14 protein-coding genes and 1 other RNA gene are annotated in these 18,579 nt (G+C 61.7%); 11 read left to right on the forward strand and 4 right to left on the reverse strand.

Features of this window, described 5'->3' with window-relative positions:
- The first annotated feature begins 156 nt into the window (after window positions 1-156).
- The 9 genes from AB4O23_RS11570 (at window position 157) to AB4O23_RS11610 (ending at window position 12,333) form a co-directional block, all read left to right on the forward strand.
- On the forward strand, window positions 157-816 hold the full coding sequence (locus tag AB4O23_RS11570) for a GntR family transcriptional regulator (protein WP_017527479.1): 660 nt from the start codon (window positions 157-159) through the stop codon (window positions 814-816).
- Between the two features lie 2 nt (window positions 817-818).
- Entirely contained in the window at window positions 819-4,307 is a 3,489-nt protein-coding gene (gene smc, locus AB4O23_RS11575) for a chromosome segregation protein SMC (protein ID WP_065878189.1), read from the forward strand.
- 259 nt (window positions 4,308-4,566) lie between these two features.
- Window positions 4,567-5,436 (forward strand): cell division protein ZipA, encoded by an 870-nt coding sequence (gene zipA, locus AB4O23_RS11580; protein ID WP_017527481.1) that lies wholly within the window; start codon window positions 4,567-4,569, stop codon window positions 5,434-5,436.
- 87 nt (window positions 5,437-5,523) lie between these two features.
- Window positions 5,524-7,890 carry an NAD-dependent DNA ligase LigA gene (gene ligA / locus AB4O23_RS11585; protein ID WP_460063251.1) on the forward strand — a complete coding sequence of 789 codons (2,367 nt, stop codon included), beginning with the start codon at window positions 5,524-5,526 and terminating at the stop codon, window positions 7,888-7,890.
- A 116-nt stretch (window positions 7,891-8,006) separates the two neighbouring features.
- A complete protein-coding gene (locus tag AB4O23_RS11590) occupies window positions 8,007-9,170 on the forward strand; it encodes a zinc-binding metallopeptidase family protein (RefSeq protein WP_017527483.1) in 1,164 nt (387 codons plus the stop codon).
- A gap of 115 nt (window positions 9,171-9,285) precedes the next feature.
- An RNA gene (ffs, locus tag AB4O23_RS11595) (signal recognition particle sRNA small type) lies at window positions 9,286-9,382 on the forward strand.
- Between the two features lie 208 nt (window positions 9,383-9,590).
- A complete protein-coding gene (locus AB4O23_RS11600; protein ID WP_460150487.1) occupies window positions 9,591-10,532 on the forward strand; it encodes an N-acetylmuramidase family protein in 942 nt (313 codons plus the stop codon).
- A gap of 156 nt (window positions 10,533-10,688) precedes the next feature.
- Window positions 10,689-11,735 (forward strand): N-acetylmuramidase family protein, encoded by a 1,047-nt coding sequence (locus AB4O23_RS11605; protein ID WP_017527485.1) that lies wholly within the window; start codon window positions 10,689-10,691, stop codon window positions 11,733-11,735.
- A 1-nt stretch (window position 11,736) separates the two neighbouring features.
- On the forward strand, window positions 11,737-12,333 hold the full coding sequence (locus AB4O23_RS11610) for a hypothetical protein (protein ID WP_065878182.1): 597 nt from the start codon (window positions 11,737-11,739) through the stop codon (window positions 12,331-12,333).
- Between the two features lie 57 nt (window positions 12,334-12,390).
- Here AB4O23_RS11610 and AB4O23_RS11615 read toward each other — a convergent pair whose 3' ends face one another.
- Window positions 12,391-13,296: a DUF2167 domain-containing protein gene (locus AB4O23_RS11615; protein WP_116079341.1), complete on the reverse strand. Its 906-nt coding sequence runs from the start codon at window positions 13,294-13,296 to the stop codon at window positions 12,391-12,393.
- A 61-nt stretch (window positions 13,297-13,357) separates the two neighbouring features.
- Window positions 13,358-14,221 (reverse strand): LysR family transcriptional regulator, encoded by an 864-nt coding sequence (locus AB4O23_RS11620; protein WP_065878174.1) that lies wholly within the window; start codon window positions 14,219-14,221, stop codon window positions 13,358-13,360.
- A 102-nt stretch (window positions 14,222-14,323) separates the two neighbouring features.
- On the opposite strand from AB4O23_RS11620, the gene AB4O23_RS11625 reads away from it, so the two are divergent.
- Window positions 14,324-15,283, forward strand: coding sequence for a DMT family transporter (locus AB4O23_RS11625; protein WP_460063255.1), 960 nt, complete (start codon window positions 14,324-14,326; stop codon window positions 15,281-15,283).
- Here the strand turns inward: AB4O23_RS11625 and AB4O23_RS11630 are convergent.
- The gene (locus tag AB4O23_RS11630; RefSeq protein ID WP_017527490.1) at window positions 15,197-15,568 is read right to left on the reverse strand and encodes a VOC family protein; all 372 of its coding nucleotides are present in this window, start codon (window positions 15,566-15,568) and stop codon (window positions 15,197-15,199) included. The genes AB4O23_RS11625 and AB4O23_RS11630 overlap by 87 nt on opposite strands.
- 55 nt (window positions 15,569-15,623) lie before the next feature.
- Window positions 15,624-16,385: a substrate-binding periplasmic protein gene (locus AB4O23_RS11635; RefSeq protein ID WP_017527491.1), complete on the reverse strand. Its 762-nt coding sequence runs from the start codon at window positions 16,383-16,385 to the stop codon at window positions 15,624-15,626.
- A gap of 132 nt (window positions 16,386-16,517) precedes the next feature.
- Between AB4O23_RS11635 and dnaX the strand changes: the two genes are divergently transcribed.
- The gene (dnaX, locus tag AB4O23_RS11640) at window positions 16,518-18,572 is read left to right on the forward strand and encodes a DNA polymerase III subunit gamma/tau (protein ID WP_460063258.1); all 2,055 of its coding nucleotides are present in this window, start codon (window positions 16,518-16,520) and stop codon (window positions 18,570-18,572) included.
- Window positions 18,573-18,579: the final 7 nt, after the last annotated feature.

The raw sequence follows: 18,579 nt of genomic DNA on the forward strand, positions 1-18,579 counted from the left end.
ATGGTTCAGTCTTCTGCAACCGTTGTTTTTGGCGGTGTGTGGCGGTTCACGTCTGCTTATTTCATGCCAAATTCGCCCCCGTGGGCGTAGCGCCATCAGCGGGCCAATGCGCTACACTGCCGCGCTTGTACCGATAGAAGATTTTGAAGGGAAAACATGACGTTCAAGGCGCCGGACAGTCTCGCCGAGCAAATCGCTCACCACCTCGCCGAACGCATCATTCGCGGCGATCTCAAGCCTGGGGAACGGATCCAGGAACAGAAAGTCACGCTGGCGCTCAATGTCAGCCGTGGTTCCGTGCGCGAAGCCTTGCTGATCCTCGAGCGGCGCCACCTCATCGCGATCCTGCCGCGCCGGGGCGCGCACGTCACCGAGCTCACCGCGCACAAGGTGCAGAGCCTGTGCACGCTGATGAGTGAGCTGTATATCCTGCTCGGCAATGCGGTTGCCCTGGGCTGGCAGACTCAGGCCGACATGGCGCCGTTCGTGCAGATCCAGCAGCGCCTGGTAAGCAATTTCGAGCGCCAGGACATCCGCGCCTTTGTCGAAGAGTGCTTCAACGTGATGCGCGCCGCGTACCCCTTCGCCAACAACCCGTATCTGCAGGAAACCGTCGAGAACCTGCAACCGGCGATGAACCGCGCTTATTACCTGGCCCTGGATCAGCGCAAAGCGTCCATGAGCGAGTACCTGGCGTTGTTCGAGCAACTGCTCGCCGCCGTGCTGGCCCGCGACCTGCCGCAGATCCGCCTGGTGTTGTCGGCCTACTGCCAGCGCAGCAGTTCCTTGGTTATCGCAGCGTTGGCGGACGCCTAGGCGTGCGGCTCAAGTGCATCAAGTTGGCGGGGTTCAAATCCTTCGTCGACCCGACCACGGTGAACTTCCCCAGTAACATGGCGGCGGTGGTCGGGCCCAATGGTTGCGGCAAGTCGAACATCATCGATGCCGTACGTTGGGTGATGGGCGAGAGCTCGGCGAAAAACCTGCGCGGCGAGTCGATGACCGACGTCATCTTCAACGGCTCCACCAGCCGCAAACCGGTAAGCCAGGCCAGTATCGAACTGGTGTTCGACAACTCCGACGGCACTCTGATCGGCGAATACGCGGCCTACGCGGAAATCTCCATCCGCCGCAAAGTCACGCGCGACAGCCAGAACAGCTACTTCCTCAACGGCACCAAGTGCCGGCGACGCGACATCACCGATATCTTCCTCGGCACGGGGCTTGGGCCACGCAGCTACTCGATCATCGAGCAGGGCATGATCTCCAAGCTGATCGAAGCCAAGCCCGAAGACTTGCGTAACTTTATCGAAGAAGCGGCCGGCATCTCCAAGTACAAGGAGCGCCGCCGCGAGACCGAAAACCGCATCCGCCGTACCCACGAAAACCTCGCTCGCCTGACCGACCTGCGCGAAGAGTTGGAGCGCCAGTTGGAGCGCCTGCATCGCCAGGCCCAGGCGGCCGAGAAATACCAGGAATACAAGGGCGAAGAACGCCAGCTCAAGGCGCAACTGTCGGCCCTGCGCTGGCAGGCCTTGAACGATCAAGTGGGCCAGCGCGAAGCGATCATCGGCACCCAGGAAATCAGCTTCGAAGCGCTGGTGGCCGAGCAGCGCAATGCCGACGCCAGCATCGAACGCCTGCGTGATGGCCACCATGACCTGTCCGAGCGCTTCAATCTGGTGCAGGGCCGCTTCTATTCGGTGGGCGGCGATATTGCTCGCGTGGAGCAGAGCATCCAGCACGGTCAGCAGCGTCTGCGCCAGTTACAGGACGATCTCAAGGAGGCCGAACGCGCGCGCCTGGAGACTGAATCTCACCTGGGCCATGACCGCACCTTGCTGCTGACCCTCGGCGAAGAGCTGGACCTGCTCACCCCCGAGCAGGAAGTCACCAGCGTCGCCGCCGAAGAGGCTGCCGCTGCCCTGGAAGAAGCCGAAACCACCATGCACGGCTGGCAGGAGCAGTGGGACGCCTTCAACCTGCAATCGGCCGAGCCGCGTCGCCAGGCCGAGGTGCAGCAGTCGCGCATCCAGCAACTGGAAACCAGCATGGAGCGCCTGGCCGAGCGCCAGCGTCGCTTGCAGGAAGAGCGCGTATTGCTCGCCGCCGACCCGGAAGACGCGGCGATCATGGCGCTGAGCGAGCAACTGGCCGAAAGCGAAATGACCCTCGAAGAGCTGGAGGCCAGCGAAGAACAGCAAGTGGAGCGCCTGGAGCAATTGCGTCAACAACTGCAACAGGCGACCCAGGCGCAACAGCAGGCCCAAGGCGATTTGCAGCGCCTCAATGGCCGGCTGGCGTCGCTTGAGGCCTTGCAGCAAGCCGCCCTGGACCCTGGCACCGGCACCGCCGAATGGCTGCGCGACCAACACTTGGCCGAGCGCCCGCGCCTGGCCGAAGGTTTGAAGGTGGACGCCGGCTGGGAACTGGCGGTAGAAACCGTGCTGGGCGCTGACCTGCAAGCGGTGCTGGTGGATGATTTTGGCGGCTTCGACCTGGCCGGGTTTGCCCAGGGCGATCTGCGTTTGCTCAGCCCCGCCGCCGATGGCACGCGGATGCCGGGTAGCCTGCTGGACAAGGTCGAGGCCGCGATTGACCTGTCGCCGTGGTTGGGCCAGGTCAAGCCGGTGGACTCCCTGGAGCAGGCCCTGGCCGGGCGCGGTCAACTGGCCGCCGGCGAAAGCTTGATCAGCCGCGACGGTTATTGGGTGGGCCGGCACTTTCTGCGGGTGCGTCGCGCCAGCGAGGCAGAGAGCGGCGTATTGGCCCGAGGCCAGGAAATCGTCAACCTGACCGCCGAGCGTGAAGAGCGCGAAGCCACCCTGCACAGCCTGGAAACCGAATTGCAAACCCTGCGCGCCACCCAGCGCCAGCAAGAGACCGGCCGCGAACACCTGCGCCGCCTGTTGCAGGACGAAGCGCGCCAGCAGGGCGAATTGAAAGCACAACTGTCGGCCAGCAAGGCCAAGGCCGAGCAACTGACCCTGCGCCGCACCCGCCTCGACGAAGAAGTGGCTGAGATGGGTGAGCAGCGCGCCCTGGAGCACGAACAGATCGGCGAAGCACGCCTGCACTTGCAGGAAGCCCTCGACAGCATGGCGCTGGACACCGAGCAGCGCGAATTGCTGCTGGCCCAGCGCGACAGTCTGCGCGAACGCCTCGACCGTGTGCGCCAGGAAGCGCGCCAGCACAAGGACCACGCGCATCAACTGGCGGTGCGCCTCGGCTCGCTGCGCGCCCAGCACGCGTCCACCGCCCAGGCCCTTGAGCGCCTGGAGATGCAGTCCGAGCGCCTCACCGAAAAGCGCGAGCAACTGAGCCTCAACCTGGAGGAGGGCGAAGCGCCGCTGGAAGAACTGCGCCTGAAGCTTGAAGAGTTGCTCGACAAGCGCATGACCGTCGACGAAGAGCTCAAGACTGCACAAATCGCCCTGGAAGATGCCGACCGCGAACTGCGCGATGCGGAAAAACGCCGGACCCAGGCCGAGCAGCAATCCCAATTGATTCGCAGCCAGCTGGAACAGCAGCGCATGGAATGGCAAGCCCTGACCGTGCGCCGCAAAACCCTGCAAGACCAACTGCTCGAAGACGGCTACGACTTGCACGGCGTGCTCAACACGCTGACCGCCCAGGCCAATGAGAAAGACGCCGAAGAAGAACTTGAGCGGATTGCCGCGCGTATCCAGCGCCTGGGCGCGATCAACCTCGCCGCGATTGACGAGTACCAGCAGCAGTCCGAGCGCAAACGTTATCTGGATGCCCAGGACGCCGACCTGGTCGAAGCGCTGGACACCCTGGAAAATGTGATCCGCAAGATCGACAAGGAAACCCGCAACCGCTTCAAAGATACCTTTGATCAGATTAATGGCGGTTTACAGGCGTTATTCCCAAAAGTTTTCGGTGGAGGCAGCGCCTACTTGGAACTGACGGGCGAAGATCTACTCGATACAGGGGTAACGATCATGGCGCGGCCTCCGGGCAAGAAGAACAGCACCATCCATTTGTTGTCCGGCGGCGAGAAAGCCCTGACTGCATTGGCCCTGGTATTTGCCATCTTCAAGTTGAACCCGGCGCCGTTTTGCATGCTCGACGAAGTGGATGCCCCGTTGGATGACGCGAACGTGGGCCGCTATGCGCGACTGGTCAAAGAGATGTCCCAGACCGTGCAGTTCATCTATATCACCCACAACAAGATCGCCATGGAAATGGCCGATCAGTTGATGGGGGTGACGATGCACGAGCCGGGCTGTTCGCGTTTGGTCGCGGTGGATGTCGAAGAGGCGATGGCGATGGTGGAGTCCTGACCCATGCTGACTGAGAATTTTCTTAGCACGGCGTAGGGCGATTTACCGGCTTGGCGAAAGTGGCAAATGGACATATTTGTTCAAGGCATTTTGACAGACGGTGTAAAGTTATCTTTGGTCGTGCTAGTTTAATGTCAATTTTTCGTGTGCGTGGGCAAAACGCCATTCAGAACATAGAGTTGGCGCCACGTTTTAAAGCGGTTTGCACGGTGCTAAACCCCTTATTTTTCAGCATTTTTTATTAGAGGCACGGGATTACATGGAAATCGGTCTGCGCGAGTGGCTGATCGTCATCGGCATTATTGTCATTGCCGGTATTCTTTTTGATGGCTGGCGCCGCATGCGCGGTGGCAAGGGCAAGCTCAAATTCCGTCTGGACCGCAACCTGTCCAACTTGCCCGACGACGACGGCAGCGCCGAGCTGCTGGGGCCGCCCCGTGTGCTGGATACGCATAAAGAGCCGCAGCTGGACGAGCACGACTTGCCGTCGATGAGCGCGCCGTTGCGCGAAGCCCGCGAGCCGTCGTCCAAACGTGGCAAGCGTGGCAATACCGGCGCCGCCGAGCCGCATCAGGGCGACCTGAACCTGGATGTGGACGAAGGCCCGAGCTTCAGCAGCCGCGATGATGATTTCCCGGATGAAAACACCGGCAAGACCTCCAGCGCGCCACGTCAGTCGGTCAACGATCAGCCGGCCGCCGAAGAAGTATTGGTGATCAGCGTAATCTGCCGCGACGCCGCCGGCTTCAAGGGCCCGGCACTGCTGCAGAACATCCTCGAAAGTGGCCTGCGTTTCGGCGAGATGGACATCTTCCACCGTCACGAAAGCATGGCCGGTAACGGTGAAGTGCTGTTCTCCATGGCCAACGCGGTCAAGCCGGGTACCTTCGACCTGGACGATATCGACCTGTTCAGCACGCCCGCGGTGAGTTTCTTCCTTGGCTTGCCAGGCCCGCGTCACCCCAAGCAAGCGTTCGACGTGATGGTGGCCGCTGCCCGCAAGCTGTCGCAGGAACTCAACGGCGAGCTCAAGGACGACCAACGCAGCGTCCTCACCGCCCAGACCATCGAACACTACCGTCAGCGCATCGTCGAATTCGAGCGTCGCGCCCTGACACAGAAACGCTGAGGTTTGGTTTCCAGCGTTGTCGATAGAATTAAGCGCACCAACATTTGAGCAGCTTCGGCTGCTCTTTTGCTTTATGAGAGAACACCCATGACCGCCGCCCATACCCGCATCCTCGAACTGCGCGCTGAACTGGATCAGCACAACTACCGTTACCACGTCCTCGACGAGCCGAGCATTCCGGACGCCGAATACGACCGCCTGTTCCACGAGCTCAAGGCCCTGGAGGCCGAGCACCCGGACCTGGTGACGCGTGATTCACCGACGCAGCGGGTCGGCAGTGCGGCGTTGTCGGCGTTCACCCAGGTCAGGCACGAGATCCCGATGCTCAGCCTGGGCAACGCCTTTGACGAAACCACCATGCTGGAGTTTGACCGCCGGGTCACCGAAGGCCTCGACCTGCCGGTGGGCGATCTGTTTGGTGGTGGCGCGGCGGTGGAATACAGCTGCGAACCCAAGCTGGACGGCCTGGCGGTCAGCCTGCTGTACCAGGACGGCGAGCTGGTGCGCGGCGCCACCCGTGGCGACGGCACCACTGGCGAAGACATCAGCGTCAACGTGCGCACCGTGCGCAATATTCCGTTGAAGCTGCACGGCAGCGGCTGGCCGGCGACCCTGGAAGTGCGCGGCGAAGTGTTCATGTCCAAGGCCGGTTTCGAGCGGCTTAACGCCTCGCAACTGGAGGTGGGCGGCAAGACCTTCGCCAACCCGCGCAACGCCGCCGCCGGCAGCCTGCGCCAGTTGGATTCAAAGATCACCGCCAGCCGCCCGCTGGAATTCTGCTGTTATGGCATCGGCCAGGTGACCGCCGACATCAGCGACACCCATATCGGCAACCTGAAGCAGTTGCAGCAGTGGGGCATGCCCATCAGCCACGAGCTGAAGCTGGCCAAGGGGATCCAGGAGTGCCTGGATTACTACCGCGACATCGGCGAGCGGCGTAACAGCCTGCCCTATGAAATCGACGGCGTGGTGTTCAAGGTCAACAGCATCGCCTCCCAGCGCGAACTGGGCTTCCGTGCGCGGGAGCCGCGTTGGGCCATCGCGCATAAATTCCCGGCCATGGAAGAACTTACCGAGCTGCTCGACGTGGAGTTCCAGGTCGGCCGCACAGGCGCCGTCACCCCGGTGGCGCGCTTGAAGCCGGTCAAGGTCGCCGGGGTAACCGTGTCCAACGCCACCTTGCACAACATGGACGAAGTCGCGCGCCTGGGCCTGATGATCGGCGATACCGTGATCATCCGCCGTGCCGGTGACGTGATCCCGCAGGTGGTGTCGGTGGTCAATGAGCGCCGTCCGCAAGACGCCCGCGCCGTGCAGATCCCGCAGAGCTGCCCGGTATGCGGCTCTCATGTGGAGCGCACGCAACTGGTCAAGCGCAGCAAGGGCAAGGAAACCGTCAGCGAAGGCGCGGTTTACCGCTGCGTCGGCCGGCTGGCCTGCGGTGCGCAGCTCAAGCAGGCGATCATCCATTTTGTCTCGCGCCGGGCCATGGACATCGACGGCCTGGGCGATAAAACCATCGAGCAGCTGGTGGATGAAAAACTCATCGGTTCGCCGGCAGACCTCTACAAACTCAAATACGAGCAGATCATCGACCTGGAAGGCTTTGCCGATATTTCCAGCAAGAAGCTGATCGCGGCCATCGAAAACAGCAAGGCGCCGACCCTGGCGCGGTTTATCTATGCCTTGGGCATTCCCGATGTGGGCGAGGAGACCGCCAAGGTGCTGGCGCGCTCCCTGGCGTCCCTGGAACGCGTGCAGAAGGCCTTGCCCGAAGTGCTGACGTATTTGCCCGACGTGGGCCTGGAAGTGGCGCACGAGATCCACAGCTTCTTTGAAGACAGCCATAACCAACAGGTGATCGGCGCGCTGCTGGCGCCGCACGAATGCGGCCTGCAGTTGCAGGACCAGGGGGAGCTGAGCGCCGAATTTGCCGCCAGCACTACCTTGGGCGGTTTGCTCGATAAATTGCACGTACCCAGCGTGGGCCCGGGCGCCGCGCAGAAACTCGCGGACAAGTTCGGCAGCCTCGAAGGCGTGATCCAGGCCGACTGGCTGGACATGCGCCAGGCGCTGCCCGAGAAGCAGGCCAAGGCCGTACGGGACTTCTTCGACAATGCCGAAAACGCCCGTCATGCCCTGGCCATCGAGCAGCAGCTCAAGGATTTCGGCATGCACTGGCAGAGCGAGAAGAAGGTCGTCGAAGGCTTGCCTGAGGCAGGCCACACCTGGGTGCTCACGGGCTCCCTGGAGCTGATGAGCCGCGACGTGGCCAAGGAAAAACTCGAAAGCCTGGGCGCCAAAGTGGCAGGCTCGGTGTCGGCGAAAACCCATTGCGTGGTCGCCGGGCCGGGTGCCGGTTCAAAGCTGGCCAAGGCCAGCGAACTGGGGTTGAAGGTGCTGGACGAAGAGGCGTTTGTCGCGTTCCTTGCCAAACACAACATTGTGCTCTGACGCGGCGCCTGTGGTAGCGGGCTTGCCCCGCGCCGGGCCGCCAGGCAGCACCAAACAAAGTGGAACGATCCCAACCCCCAGATGATCTAGTCTCAGTCATCCAGGGAGAGATCGCCATGTTCCGCTACTTCGAGCAACTCAGTTCGCGCATCGCCGCACCGTTCATGGCCGACACCTCGCGTGACAGCAAGGTCTGGCAGTGCCGCTGCGGCCAATCGCTGTTCTTTCGCAACAGCCAGTGCCTGGCCTGCCAGGCGCTGTTGGGCTATCAGCCGCAGCAGAGTCGTTTGTCTTCCCTGCAACCCGGCCCTGTCGAAGGCACCTGGCTACAAGACGGCAACCTCGACGCAGGCGCCTTCCGCCGCTGCGCCAACCTTGACACTCCGGCCGCCTGCAACTGGCTGATCCCCGCTCATAGCACCGCAACGCTGTGTGTCGCCTGCAGCCTCAACCGCACCATTCCCGATCTGTCGATGCCGGAAAACCACGAGCGCTGGCTCAAAGTCGAGACCGCCAAGCGCCGCCTGGTAGCGCAACTGATCAGCCTTGGCCTGCAAGTGGTGCCCAAGCGCGTTGACGAAGACACTGGCCTGGCGTTCGATTTCGTCGGCATTGACCTCGAAGGCAACGCGCCCATGACCGGCCACGCGAACGGCCTGATCACCCTGGACATCAAAGAGGCCGACGACGCCCACCGTGAGAAAATCCGCGTGCAGATGCGCGAGCCTTATCGCACGTTGCTCGGCCATTTTCGCCATGAAGTCGGCCATTACTACTGGGATCGGTTGATCGCCACTGCTCACTGGCTGGAGCCATTTCGCCAGTTGTTCGGTGACGAGCGCGCCAGTTATGCCGACGCGCTCGACCAGCATTACCAGAACGGCCCGCGCCCGGATTGGCAGCACACCTGCGTCAGCGCTTACGCCACCATGCACCCTTGGGAAGACTGGGCCGAAACCTGGGCCCATTACCTGCACATGATGGACGCCGTCGACACTGCCCTGGGCTTTGGCATGAGCGCTCGCGAGATGGACCTGGAATATCAGCCGTTTCCGCTCACCACCCTCTACGACCCTCAACACCCCGGCGGCCCGGCGTTTCTGTCGTTCATCAACGCCTGGATCGAACTGGCCGCCATGCTCAACGAACTGTCACGCAGCATGGGCCAGCCGGATTTCTACCCCTTCGTGCTGCCCCCGGCGGTGATCGCCAAGCTGCACTTTATTCACCTGGTGATCCAGCAAGAGGGTGGCAGGGCGGATGAGGCTGTGATTCTGTAGGGCGACAAGTACTTGAACCCCTTGATTTTTTAATCCAAAACCAACGGTTGTAAGTTCCGATCAGATCGGTACAATGGCCCCGCTTGCCGAGAGGCAGGCGTCGTTATGGTGACCCCATCGGTCCCCCCGCAACGATTACCCGTGAACCTGGTCAGAGCCGGAAGGCAGCAGCCACAGCGGGAACATTGTGTGCCGGGGTGTGGCTGGTGGGGTTGCCTCCATAACGCTCTTCCTTGTGGCAACCCTGCCTGTTTCAAACCAAAAAACTTTTTTTTACGCCCATCTGCCGATTTTTATGCAGTGGCGACGACCTATCGCTGGAAAACCCTTAACCACCTGCTAGCTTGAATCGTGTAAGCGACCCCGTGCTGGAGTAGTGAAGAAGTGATGGCACTCCTTTAATCAATAAGGATAAGTGCCATGACGAGTGTTCAAGGTGTTCCCGAATCCCTCAGTGCCTCAGTCGGCACCCCAGGCAAGGCGCGCAATGTGCTTGCCGATGTTCAAGCCGTTCAACGTCTGTTTAATTTGATCACGCCCGCATCCGCTTCGCTGCTGGTGGTCGACGGCAAGTGCGGCCCTTTATTGCTTCAACGCATCAAGGACTATCAATCCAATCGCCTCCAGTTCACGCATCCCGACGGGGTGATTGACCCGGTCGGCCGGACGTTCAACCGCCTGGTCGAAGATGCGCACAAGGCAAGTCGCGGCATGCCGCTCGCGGCGCCAGGTAAATCACCGTTGGTCACCACGCCTGTGTGCGACGGTCATGTAGCGCTGACAGACGCGGACTTTCAAAGCGCCGCCGCTGTATTGGGCAACGGTATTTCGGTGAATATCCTCAAGGCGTTCGCCACGGTGGAGTCCGGTGGGCGTTCCGGGTTCGGGCCAACATTAATGCCGGTGATCGCCTATGAAGGGCACATCTTCCGCAGGTACACACAGCATAGATTCGACAAGGCCTATCCTTTTCTCTCGTACCCTTATGTGGAAAAGGCCGGTGCGCAATGGCGTGCCAATAACAAGACTCAGGTAACGGCTTGGGCCACGCTGGCCGCGGCGTATAACCTGGACGCGGACGCAGCGCTGATGTCGGTGTCTTATGGCATGTTTCAGATCATGGGCTTCAATTACGCCGCGTGTGGTTATAAGTCGGTGGTCGATTTTGTCACGGCGATGAAACTCAATGCCGGCCAGCAATTGATCGCGTTCGTCGGGTTTTGCCGCAAAAGCCCTGCGTTGATCAAGGCCATGAAGAATAAGGATTTTGCCGGCATGGCTCGGTATTACAACGGAGCAGACTATGGCGACTATGACCGGCGTATCCAAAAAGCCTATGACGCGCTGGAAAAGAAAAAATAGCCGAGCATGATGGGTGTTTCACAACGTCTGAGGCGATCACTGGACAACTCAAAACCATCTTGTTAGTTTCCGCCGGCCACTTGTATCAGAGTATGACAATGGCGCCGAATTGATATTGAAGTGCTATCACTTCTTTAACTAACAAGGATGTATGTGATGAAAAGCCTGCAAGGGTTACCCCGTCTTATCAGTGCTTCGGTCGGCGCGCCGGGTAAAGCCCGCAACTTGCCCGCCGATGTTCAGTGCATCCAGTATCTGTTCAATTTGATCATTCCCAAGATGGGTTTTCCGCTGGCCGAAAACGGCAAGTGTGATAGCCAGTTGGTGCAATGCATCAGCCAGTATCAGTTCCGTCATCTCAAGTACGCGCACCCTGACGGTGTGATCGACCCTACCGGTCGCACGTTTAACAGCCTGATCGAAGAAGCGGTGAAAGTGCCGGTCAAAGCCTTTCCAACCATGCGTATCCCGAGCTTTCTCAACGCGTTCGGTAATGGCAACGGCGATGCGGTGCAGGCGACGGTCAATGTGTACCTGGACCGCATGCGCGCAATGATCGAGGCCGAGCGACGTAACCGGCAGCTGATGCTCCAGGCCACGTGCGACGGCGGCATGACCCTCAGCGAAACCGATTTTCAGAACGCCGCCACGCAACTGGGCAGCGGTATCCCGGTGAACATCATCAAGGCTTTCGCCACCGTGGAGTCCGGCGGGCGCTCCGGGTTCGGGCCGGCCAAGTTGCCGGTGATCGCCTTTGAAGGTCATTTGTTTCGCAAGTACACCAAGCACATCTACGACCAGGCGCACCCGCTGCTGTCTTACCCTTACGTGAAAAAAGCCGGACCGCAGTGGCAAACAAACAACAAGGACCAGATCAAAGCCTGGGAAACCATGGCCACTGCGTTTGCCCTGGACCAGGAAGCCGCACTGATGTCGGCCTCGTGGGGCATGTTCCAGATCATGGGCTTCAACTTTGCATCGTGCGGTTACAAGACGGTATTTGAATTTTCGGCGGCGTTGAAAGTGAATGCCGGCAACCAACTCAAGGCATTTCTCGGTTTTTGCAGCAAGAGCCCGGCGTTGATGAAAGCCATGAAGGCCAAGGATTTTACCGGCATGGCGCGCAACTATAACGGCGAGGACTACGGTAACTACGACGTCCTGATGAAAAAAGCCTACGAAAAACTGGAAGGGAAAAAATAGGATGATCCGTTTACTAGCGGTAGGTGTGTTGTCGTTGTGCGCCGTGGCACCCGCCTTGGCCGGTTCGGCCGCGTTGCATTCAGGCAAATACGAAGGGCTGATGTTGGCGGTGACGCCGGACCATCAGGTCGAAGGCTTCTATTCGGAATCAATGGGCGAGGGCGTCAGCCGCGGTTGCACGTTCTACCTGCAAGGCAAGCCTGGCGCGCTGACCACCTGGCTCGACACAACCTACCCCGGCAGCGTGGCGCCTTCAGCGGATGGCGTGACCTTGACTGTGGAAGAGGGGCGCCAGCATCCCGGTTGTCTGAATGTGCTGATGCCGGAGATCGCCACCGGCCTGGACCTGACCCAGACCGCCGACAAAAAATGGATCGGCCTGGTCACCGTGTCGGCCGACAAGGCGTACCTGCTGAAAACTCCCAGCGCCAAGCCCGCCAAGCGTCCCTACATCGTCAAGGGTGATGTAGTGGGCCTGCTGGCACTCAAGGACGGCTGGGCTGAGGTGGAGTTCACCAACGCCGATGATCGTTCGTTCACCGGCTGGATCAGCCAGGATCAATACAGCCGCCTCGCCGCGCCCACTGTCCAGAACTGAGTGACTTCCCCCGCGCCGCTGTGTGCCAGGCACGCAGCGGCGTTTTCATGCCTGGGCTCAGGACTTGTTACGGCCGAACAGCTTGCGTACCCCGGCGAGTAACGCCACTACGCCAATCACCAGAAACTTCTTTGCCGCCAGCAGGAATATGCCGATCTTGGCGAACAGCCCGGCCTTGGCGGCAATCCCGCCGGCCACCAGCGCGGCCAGGCCGTACGTGGCCAGCTTGTCGGTTTTGGGGTTGAAGTCGGTGTAGAGGTTGCCGTCGGTGAAGTTGGTAAAGGCCAGGACCTTGGGCAGTTCTTGCTTGATGGTCGACAGGTCGGCCATGGCCGCGACGGCGTTGAGTTCCAGCACGCCTTCACGACCCAGCACGCGGATGCTGTAGTTGAGTGTGTTCTGCTCGGCGTCGTCGGCTTTCAGTTCCCGTGCCCAATACATCTTGTGCGAGGTTTCGTCGTAGTGTGGCGGTTCGGCCCAGCCCAGCAGGTGCAGGCCGGCGTAGCCTTGTTTCTGGCGTTCTTTGTTGTCGGCTTCGTCTTCTTCTTGCATCTGCTTGAGCAGGTCGGCGTAGTCGATTTTTGCAGCGTCCTCGTCGGAAATATGCCCGTCGGCCTTATAGCTCACGATCACGCCCCAGCCACGCTCGGACAACGGGCTGACCGCTTTGGGCACGATCATGCCCAGGGTCTTGAAGCCCGGCGGGTTGCCCCAGCCATCGGTGAGCAGGCGCTCGGTGTCGGCGGGGTTGAGGTAATAGAATTCGTCGTTGAGCTTGAGGGTGGCAATGCCACTGGGCAGGGTGACCGTGCCGGTTTGTTGTTTGAGCGACGCGAGAAAATGCTCGGCGGTCTCGGCGGGCGCACTGGCTTCAACCGGGGCAGCGGGTGTGGAAGCGGCAAAAGCGGGGGCGACAGGCAGGCTCAGCACGGCCGCCGCCAGCAATAGGCGGAAGTAATTCATGGTAGTCCCTTACATTTTGAATTAATTTCGCGGAAGGATAACCGAAATAACCTGTTACAGGTTAGCTGAAGGTCTCGCGCAGCAGGCCGGCAAACGCATCCCGTGCCAGGTGGCGTTGGGTGTCCTTGTGCCAGAACAGCAGGTTGTCCACGGCCTGCAATTCGTCAAACCGGTACGACGCCAACTGATCGGCCTGCTCATAGCGCGCCAGGATGCCCTCCGGCGCCAGGGCCACGCCAATACCGGCACTCACACAACCAATGATCGTGCCCCAACTGGCATAGCTGGCGACGGTCGGCTTGAAGGCGTGGGGTTTGAGCCAGTTTTCCAGCGCCGCCCGGTAAGGGCAGCCCGGCGGCCACACCAGCAGGGTGCGCCCGGCGAGGTCCTCGGCACTGTGGATCGGCGCGCTGCAGGCGCTGGCGATCAGCACCAGGCGTTCGCTGTAGACCACGCTGTGTTCGAGCTTGGCGCGCGGGTTGCTGGCAGCCACCAGGGCGACATCCAGGCGATGGTGCTGCAGGTCGTCGAGCAACTGGGCCCAGGAGCCGGTCACCAGCTCCAGGCTGACGTCGGGGTAGCGTCGGTGATATTCGGCCAGCAGCGGCGGCAGGCGGCCGCTCGCGCTGGACTCCACCGCGCCGATGCGCAAGGTGCCACGGGGAATCGCGGTGGCGTCCACCGCGCGCTTGGATTCGTCCACCAGCGCGAGGATGCGCTCGCAGTATTCCAGGAAAATTTCACCGGCGGCACTGATGGCCAGCCCGCGTCCGGAGCGGATAAACAGCGGCGTGCCCAACTCGCTTTCCAGCTGCTTGATGCGTGTGGTGATGTTGGAGGGCACGCAGTGCAATTGCTGTGCGGCCTGGGCCACGCTGCCGGTTTGCGCCACGGCTTGCACCATTTTCAGTTGGGCCAGTTCCATTGCTCAGTTCCGCTGATTTCAGAAGTCAGAAACACTTAATTGTCCTACGAGGCGCACGGGCCAAGACTGACGCAATCCCTTCGCAGTTTCTGGACGCCATCGATGAAAACCCCGTCACCCGTGAAGCTTACGCTAGTCATTGCCGGCGTGATCCTCTGTTGGGCTTTTTCGCCGACTGGCGTGCACATGGGCCTGCACAGCTACAGCCCAGGCCAACTGGCGTTGCTGCGGTTTCTGATTGCCTCGGTGTTCATGGGCGGTGTGGCGCTGGTGGTGGGCATCGGCCGGCCGCGCCTGCGGGATGTGCCCTGGTTGCTGGTGTTGGGTTTTTTCGGCGTGTTCCTGCACCACATGAGCCTCAATGCCGGGCAGCAATGGGTGACGGCGGCGGCGTCCAGCGTATTGGCGCAGTCGGTGCCGCTGTTCAGTGTGCTCATTGCGTTTTGCTGCCTGAAGGAACGCGTCAGCGCCTGGCGTTGGGGCTTTGTGCTGCTGGGCTTGCTGGGGGTGCCGGTGGTGATCTGGGGCGACCTGGGCGTGGGCGATCTCGACCCGCGCGGGTTGCTGATCCTGCTGGCGGCGCTGTCATGGAGCGTGTATTTCGCCATCCAAAAACACTATGCCCACCGCTACAGCCCGTTGACCATGGCGTGCTACATGGTGTGGTCGGGCACCCTGATGCTCTGCGTCAACCTGCCGGGCCTGCCAACCGCCGTGATGCGGGCGCCGTTGCAGCAGAACCTGGCGGTGCTGGTGCTGGGTATTTTCCCCAGCGCCTTGGCCTACCTTGCCTGGGGCTATGTGCTCAAGCATGTCGAGGTCAGTCGTGCGTCGGTGGCGATGTATCTGATCCCGCCGGTGGCGATGGTGATGGCCGCGACGCTGCTGGGTGAACGGATCACCCTGCAGGTGGTGCTCGGCGGCGTGATTGTGTTGGCGAGCGTGGCGGCCATCAGCCTGGAGGGGCGTTGGCGCTCAGTCGTTCAGGCTGAACGCGCGCAAGCGGTGACCGTCGGGGTCTTGGGCGACGAAGGTGTAGCCGAAGTCCACGGCGGTCGGTGACTGCAGGATCGGCGCGCCGCGCTCTACCCATTGATCGTGCAGCGCCCTGACGGCGGCAGTGTCAGCCAGGGCAAAGCCCACTTCGCCGCCCCCGCCGGTGGCCGTGGCGGCCGGCTGCACGGTGTGGCGCGACCACAGGCCCAGCTTCACGCCGTTGTCGAGGATGAACAGGGCAAAGGTCGGATTGAGCTCCACGGGCGGCTTGCCCAGCAGGCGGCTGTAGAAATTGGCGCTGGTGGCCGGGCTGTCGACATACAGCAGGAAGTAATGGGCGAGGGTGTTCATGCAGGCTCCTTGGGGTACGAACGTTGAGTGGCGCCGAGTCTATAAGGCAGCCCTGTCAGTTCCTGTCAGGAGTGTGCAGCGGCACCGGATCCTCGCCGGTGTACAGCTTGATGATGTCGTCGATTTCGCCGGACATCTTCATGTGCAGCAGCGCGCGCAGAATTTTTTGCACCGGTACGGTGGGGTCATTGCGCACGACGCAGCCGAGGTCTTGCTCATTAATCACGGCCACCTTGTGCAGCCGTTGGCCGATCGGCATTTTTTGGTTGAAGCGGTCGACGCTCCATTCGTTGCTCGCCGCGTAGGTGTAACGCCCGGCCACCAGTTTGTGCAGCACCTGTTCTTCGCTGCGTGCATCGTCCCGGCTGAGCTGGCCGTTGGCAAACAGCGGATCGAGGATGGCATAGCGATAATTGAGCACCGTGCCGATCGACTGTGGCGCCAGCTTGAGTATCTGTACCGGCTGGCTGCGGGTACTTACCAGTACGTTGCGCTGCACCATCAGCGGCACGCTCCAGATGTAATCGCCCGACAGGTTATCGACCCATGACGGCGTGACGTAACAGCGCACGTCAATTTCACCATGGGCCATGGACGCGGCGATCCGTGCGCGTGCCAGTACCTGGAAGTGCGCCGGATGGCCAACGTGGGTGGCCAGGCTCGACATCAAGTCATACACAATACCCTGGGTTGGCCGGCCATTATCCAGTTGCACCATGGGCATCGCCCAACTGTCGGACACCGAAAAGCGCAGCGGTGCAGGCGCCGCAAGGCTCGCCGTGGTGATCATCCATAAAGCGCCCAGGACTACGCGCATATTCTCTCCGGGTTCAGGCCTTTGCAGGCCACTGCGCAGAGCTTAGTCAGATTAGACGAGCGTGCCGGATGCAATTTCCCCCTTGCTCCGCTAGCATTACGGGCTTCCGCTTCCCAGTTGCGACGGTTTTCGATGAGTTATCAGGTTCTTGCACGTAAATGGCGCCCGCGCTCGTTCCGCGAAATGGTCGGCCAGACCCATGTGCTCAAGGCTCTGATCAATGCCTTGGACAGCCAACGGCTGCACCATGCCTACCTGTTCACCGGCACCCGTGGGGTGGGCAAGACCACTATTGCGCGCATCATCGCCAAGTGCCTGAACTGTGAAACCGGCATCACCTCGACGCCCTGCGGCACCTGTTCGGTGTGCCGGGAAATCGACGAAGGGCGTTTCGTCGACCTGATCGAGATCGACGCTGCGAGCCGCACCAAGGTCGAAGACACCCGCGAACTGCTCGACAACGTGCAGTACGCGCCGAGCCGCGGCCGCTTCAAGGTCTACCTGATCGACGAAGTGCACATGCTGTCCAGCCATTCCTTCAACGCCTTGTTGAAAACCCTGGAAGAGCCGCCGCCCTACGTCAAATTCATCCTGGCCACCACCGACCCGCAGAAGCTTCCTGCAACGATTCTGTCGCGGTGCCTGCAGTTCTCTCTGAAAAACATGACCCCCGAGCGCGTGGTCGAGCATTTGACCCACGTGCTGGGCGTCGAGAACGTGCCGTTCGAAGACGACGCACTGTGGCTGCTCGGCCGCGCCGCCGATGGCTCGATGCGGGATGCCATGAGCCTCACCGACCAAGCCATCGCCTTTGGTGAAGGCAAGGTCATGGCCGCCGATGTGCGCGCGATGCTCGGCACCCTCGACCACGGCCAGGTGTTCGACGTGCTGCACGCGCTGATCGAAGGTGACGCCAAGGCGTTGCTTGAAGCGGTGCGCCACTTGTCGGAACAGGGCCCGGATTGGAACGGCGTGCTGTCGGAAATCCTTAATGTGCTGCACCGCGTTGCCATCGCCCAGGCCCTGCCGGAAGGGGTCGACAACGGTCATGGCGACCGCGACCGCGTATTGGCCCTGGCCCAGGCGCTGCCGGCCGAAGATGTGCAGTTCTACTACCAGATGGGTCTGATCGGTCGCCGCGACCTGCCGCTGGCGCCGGACCCGCGGGGTGGCTTCGAGATGGTGCTGCTGCGGATGCTGGCCTTCCGGCCTGCGGACTCGGCAGACGCACCGAGGCAGCCGCTAAAGCCAGTGGGGATCAGCCAGGCCACAGTTGATTCCGCCAAACCAGTGGCTGGCGCGGCGGTCGTCGCGCCAGTGGTTGCTGCGCCTGCCCCGGCGCCTGCGCCTGTCGCGGCGGCGCCGGTGGCCGAGCCTGCGCCGGTTATCGAAGCCGAGCCCGCGCCTGTCGTCGACCTGCCGTGGAACGACCCGGTAGAACCCGAGCCCGAACCCGGAGTCGAGCTGCAACCCGCCGTGGAGCCCGTGCTGGAAACCACCGGCGAGCAGCCCGAGCTGACGCCAATGCCTGCGCCGACCCCGGACAGCGCAGTGCCGGCCGCGCCGGAGTGGGTGTCGGCGCCGGTGCCCGAGCCGACCGTGGCCCAGGTCGATAGCGCCACGCCGGGCATCGACCTCGATGACGACGAGCCGCCGCTGGACGAAGACTACATCGAGCCGGACATGGATTCGGCCTACAGCTACCTAGACGACCTGGCCAGCGAACACGCCGCCGAGCCTGCGCCCGAGCCCGAGCCTGAACCCGCTGCGGCCCCGGCCACCGGCCTGGCGTTGCAATGGCTGGAACTGTTCCCGAAACTGCCGATCTCCGGCATGACCGGTAGCATCGCCGCCAACTGCACGCTGATCTCCATCGAGGGCGACCACTGGTTGCTGCACCTGGACCCGGCCCATAGCGCCCTGTTCAACGCGACCCAGCAACGCCGGCTCAATGACGCGCTCAACCAGTACCATGGGCGCACGCTGACCATCGCCATCGAGTTGATCAAGCCCGAGCAGGAAACCCCCGCCCAGGCCGCCACACGCCGGCGCCTCAACCGCCAGCGCGAGGCTGAAGAGTCGATCCACGGCGATCCGCTCATCCAACAAATGATGCAACAGTTCGGTGCGGTCGTCCGCCACGATACTATTGAACCTGTCGAAGCCCCGGTGCCCCAGGCGTCATAACACCGGG

This window comes from Pseudomonas sp. H2_A10 (assembly GCF_054680085.1).

Bases quoted from the DNA above. Each gene is read 5' to 3' on its own strand.
- ligA (WP_460063251.1), top strand. From the start codon at position 5,524: ATGACCGCCGCCCATACCCGCATCCTCGAACTGCGCGCTGAACTGGAT.
- zipA (WP_017527481.1), top strand. From the start codon at position 4,567: ATGGAAATCGGTCTGCGCGAGTGGCTGATCGTCATCGGCATTATTGTC.
- AB4O23_RS11570 (WP_017527479.1), top strand. From the start codon at position 157: ATGACGTTCAAGGCGCCGGACAGTCTCGCCGAGCAAATCGCTCACCAC.
- AB4O23_RS11605 (WP_017527485.1), top strand. From the start codon at position 10,689: ATGAAAAGCCTGCAAGGGTTACCCCGTCTTATCAGTGCTTCGGTCGGC.
- AB4O23_RS11615 (WP_116079341.1), bottom strand. From the start codon at position 13,296: ATGAATTACTTCCGCCTATTGCTGGCGGCGGCCGTGCTGAGCCTGCCT.
- AB4O23_RS11635 (WP_017527491.1), bottom strand. From the start codon at position 16,385: ATGCGCGTAGTCCTGGGCGCTTTATGGATGATCACCACGGCGAGCCTT.
- AB4O23_RS11620 (WP_065878174.1), bottom strand. From the start codon at position 14,221: ATGGAACTGGCCCAACTGAAAATGGTGCAAGCCGTGGCGCAAACCGGC.
- AB4O23_RS11630 (WP_017527490.1), bottom strand. From the start codon at position 15,568: ATGAACACCCTCGCCCATTACTTCCTGCTGTATGTCGACAGCCCGGCC.
- AB4O23_RS11625 (WP_460063255.1), top strand. From the start codon at position 14,324: ATGAAAACCCCGTCACCCGTGAAGCTTACGCTAGTCATTGCCGGCGTG.
- AB4O23_RS11600 (WP_460150487.1), top strand. From the start codon at position 9,591: ATGACGAGTGTTCAAGGTGTTCCCGAATCCCTCAGTGCCTCAGTCGGC.
- AB4O23_RS11610 (WP_065878182.1), top strand. From the start codon at position 11,737: ATGATCCGTTTACTAGCGGTAGGTGTGTTGTCGTTGTGCGCCGTGGCA.
- AB4O23_RS11590 (WP_017527483.1), top strand. From the start codon at position 8,007: ATGTTCCGCTACTTCGAGCAACTCAGTTCGCGCATCGCCGCACCGTTC.
- dnaX (WP_460063258.1), top strand. From the start codon at position 16,518: ATGAGTTATCAGGTTCTTGCACGTAAATGGCGCCCGCGCTCGTTCCGC.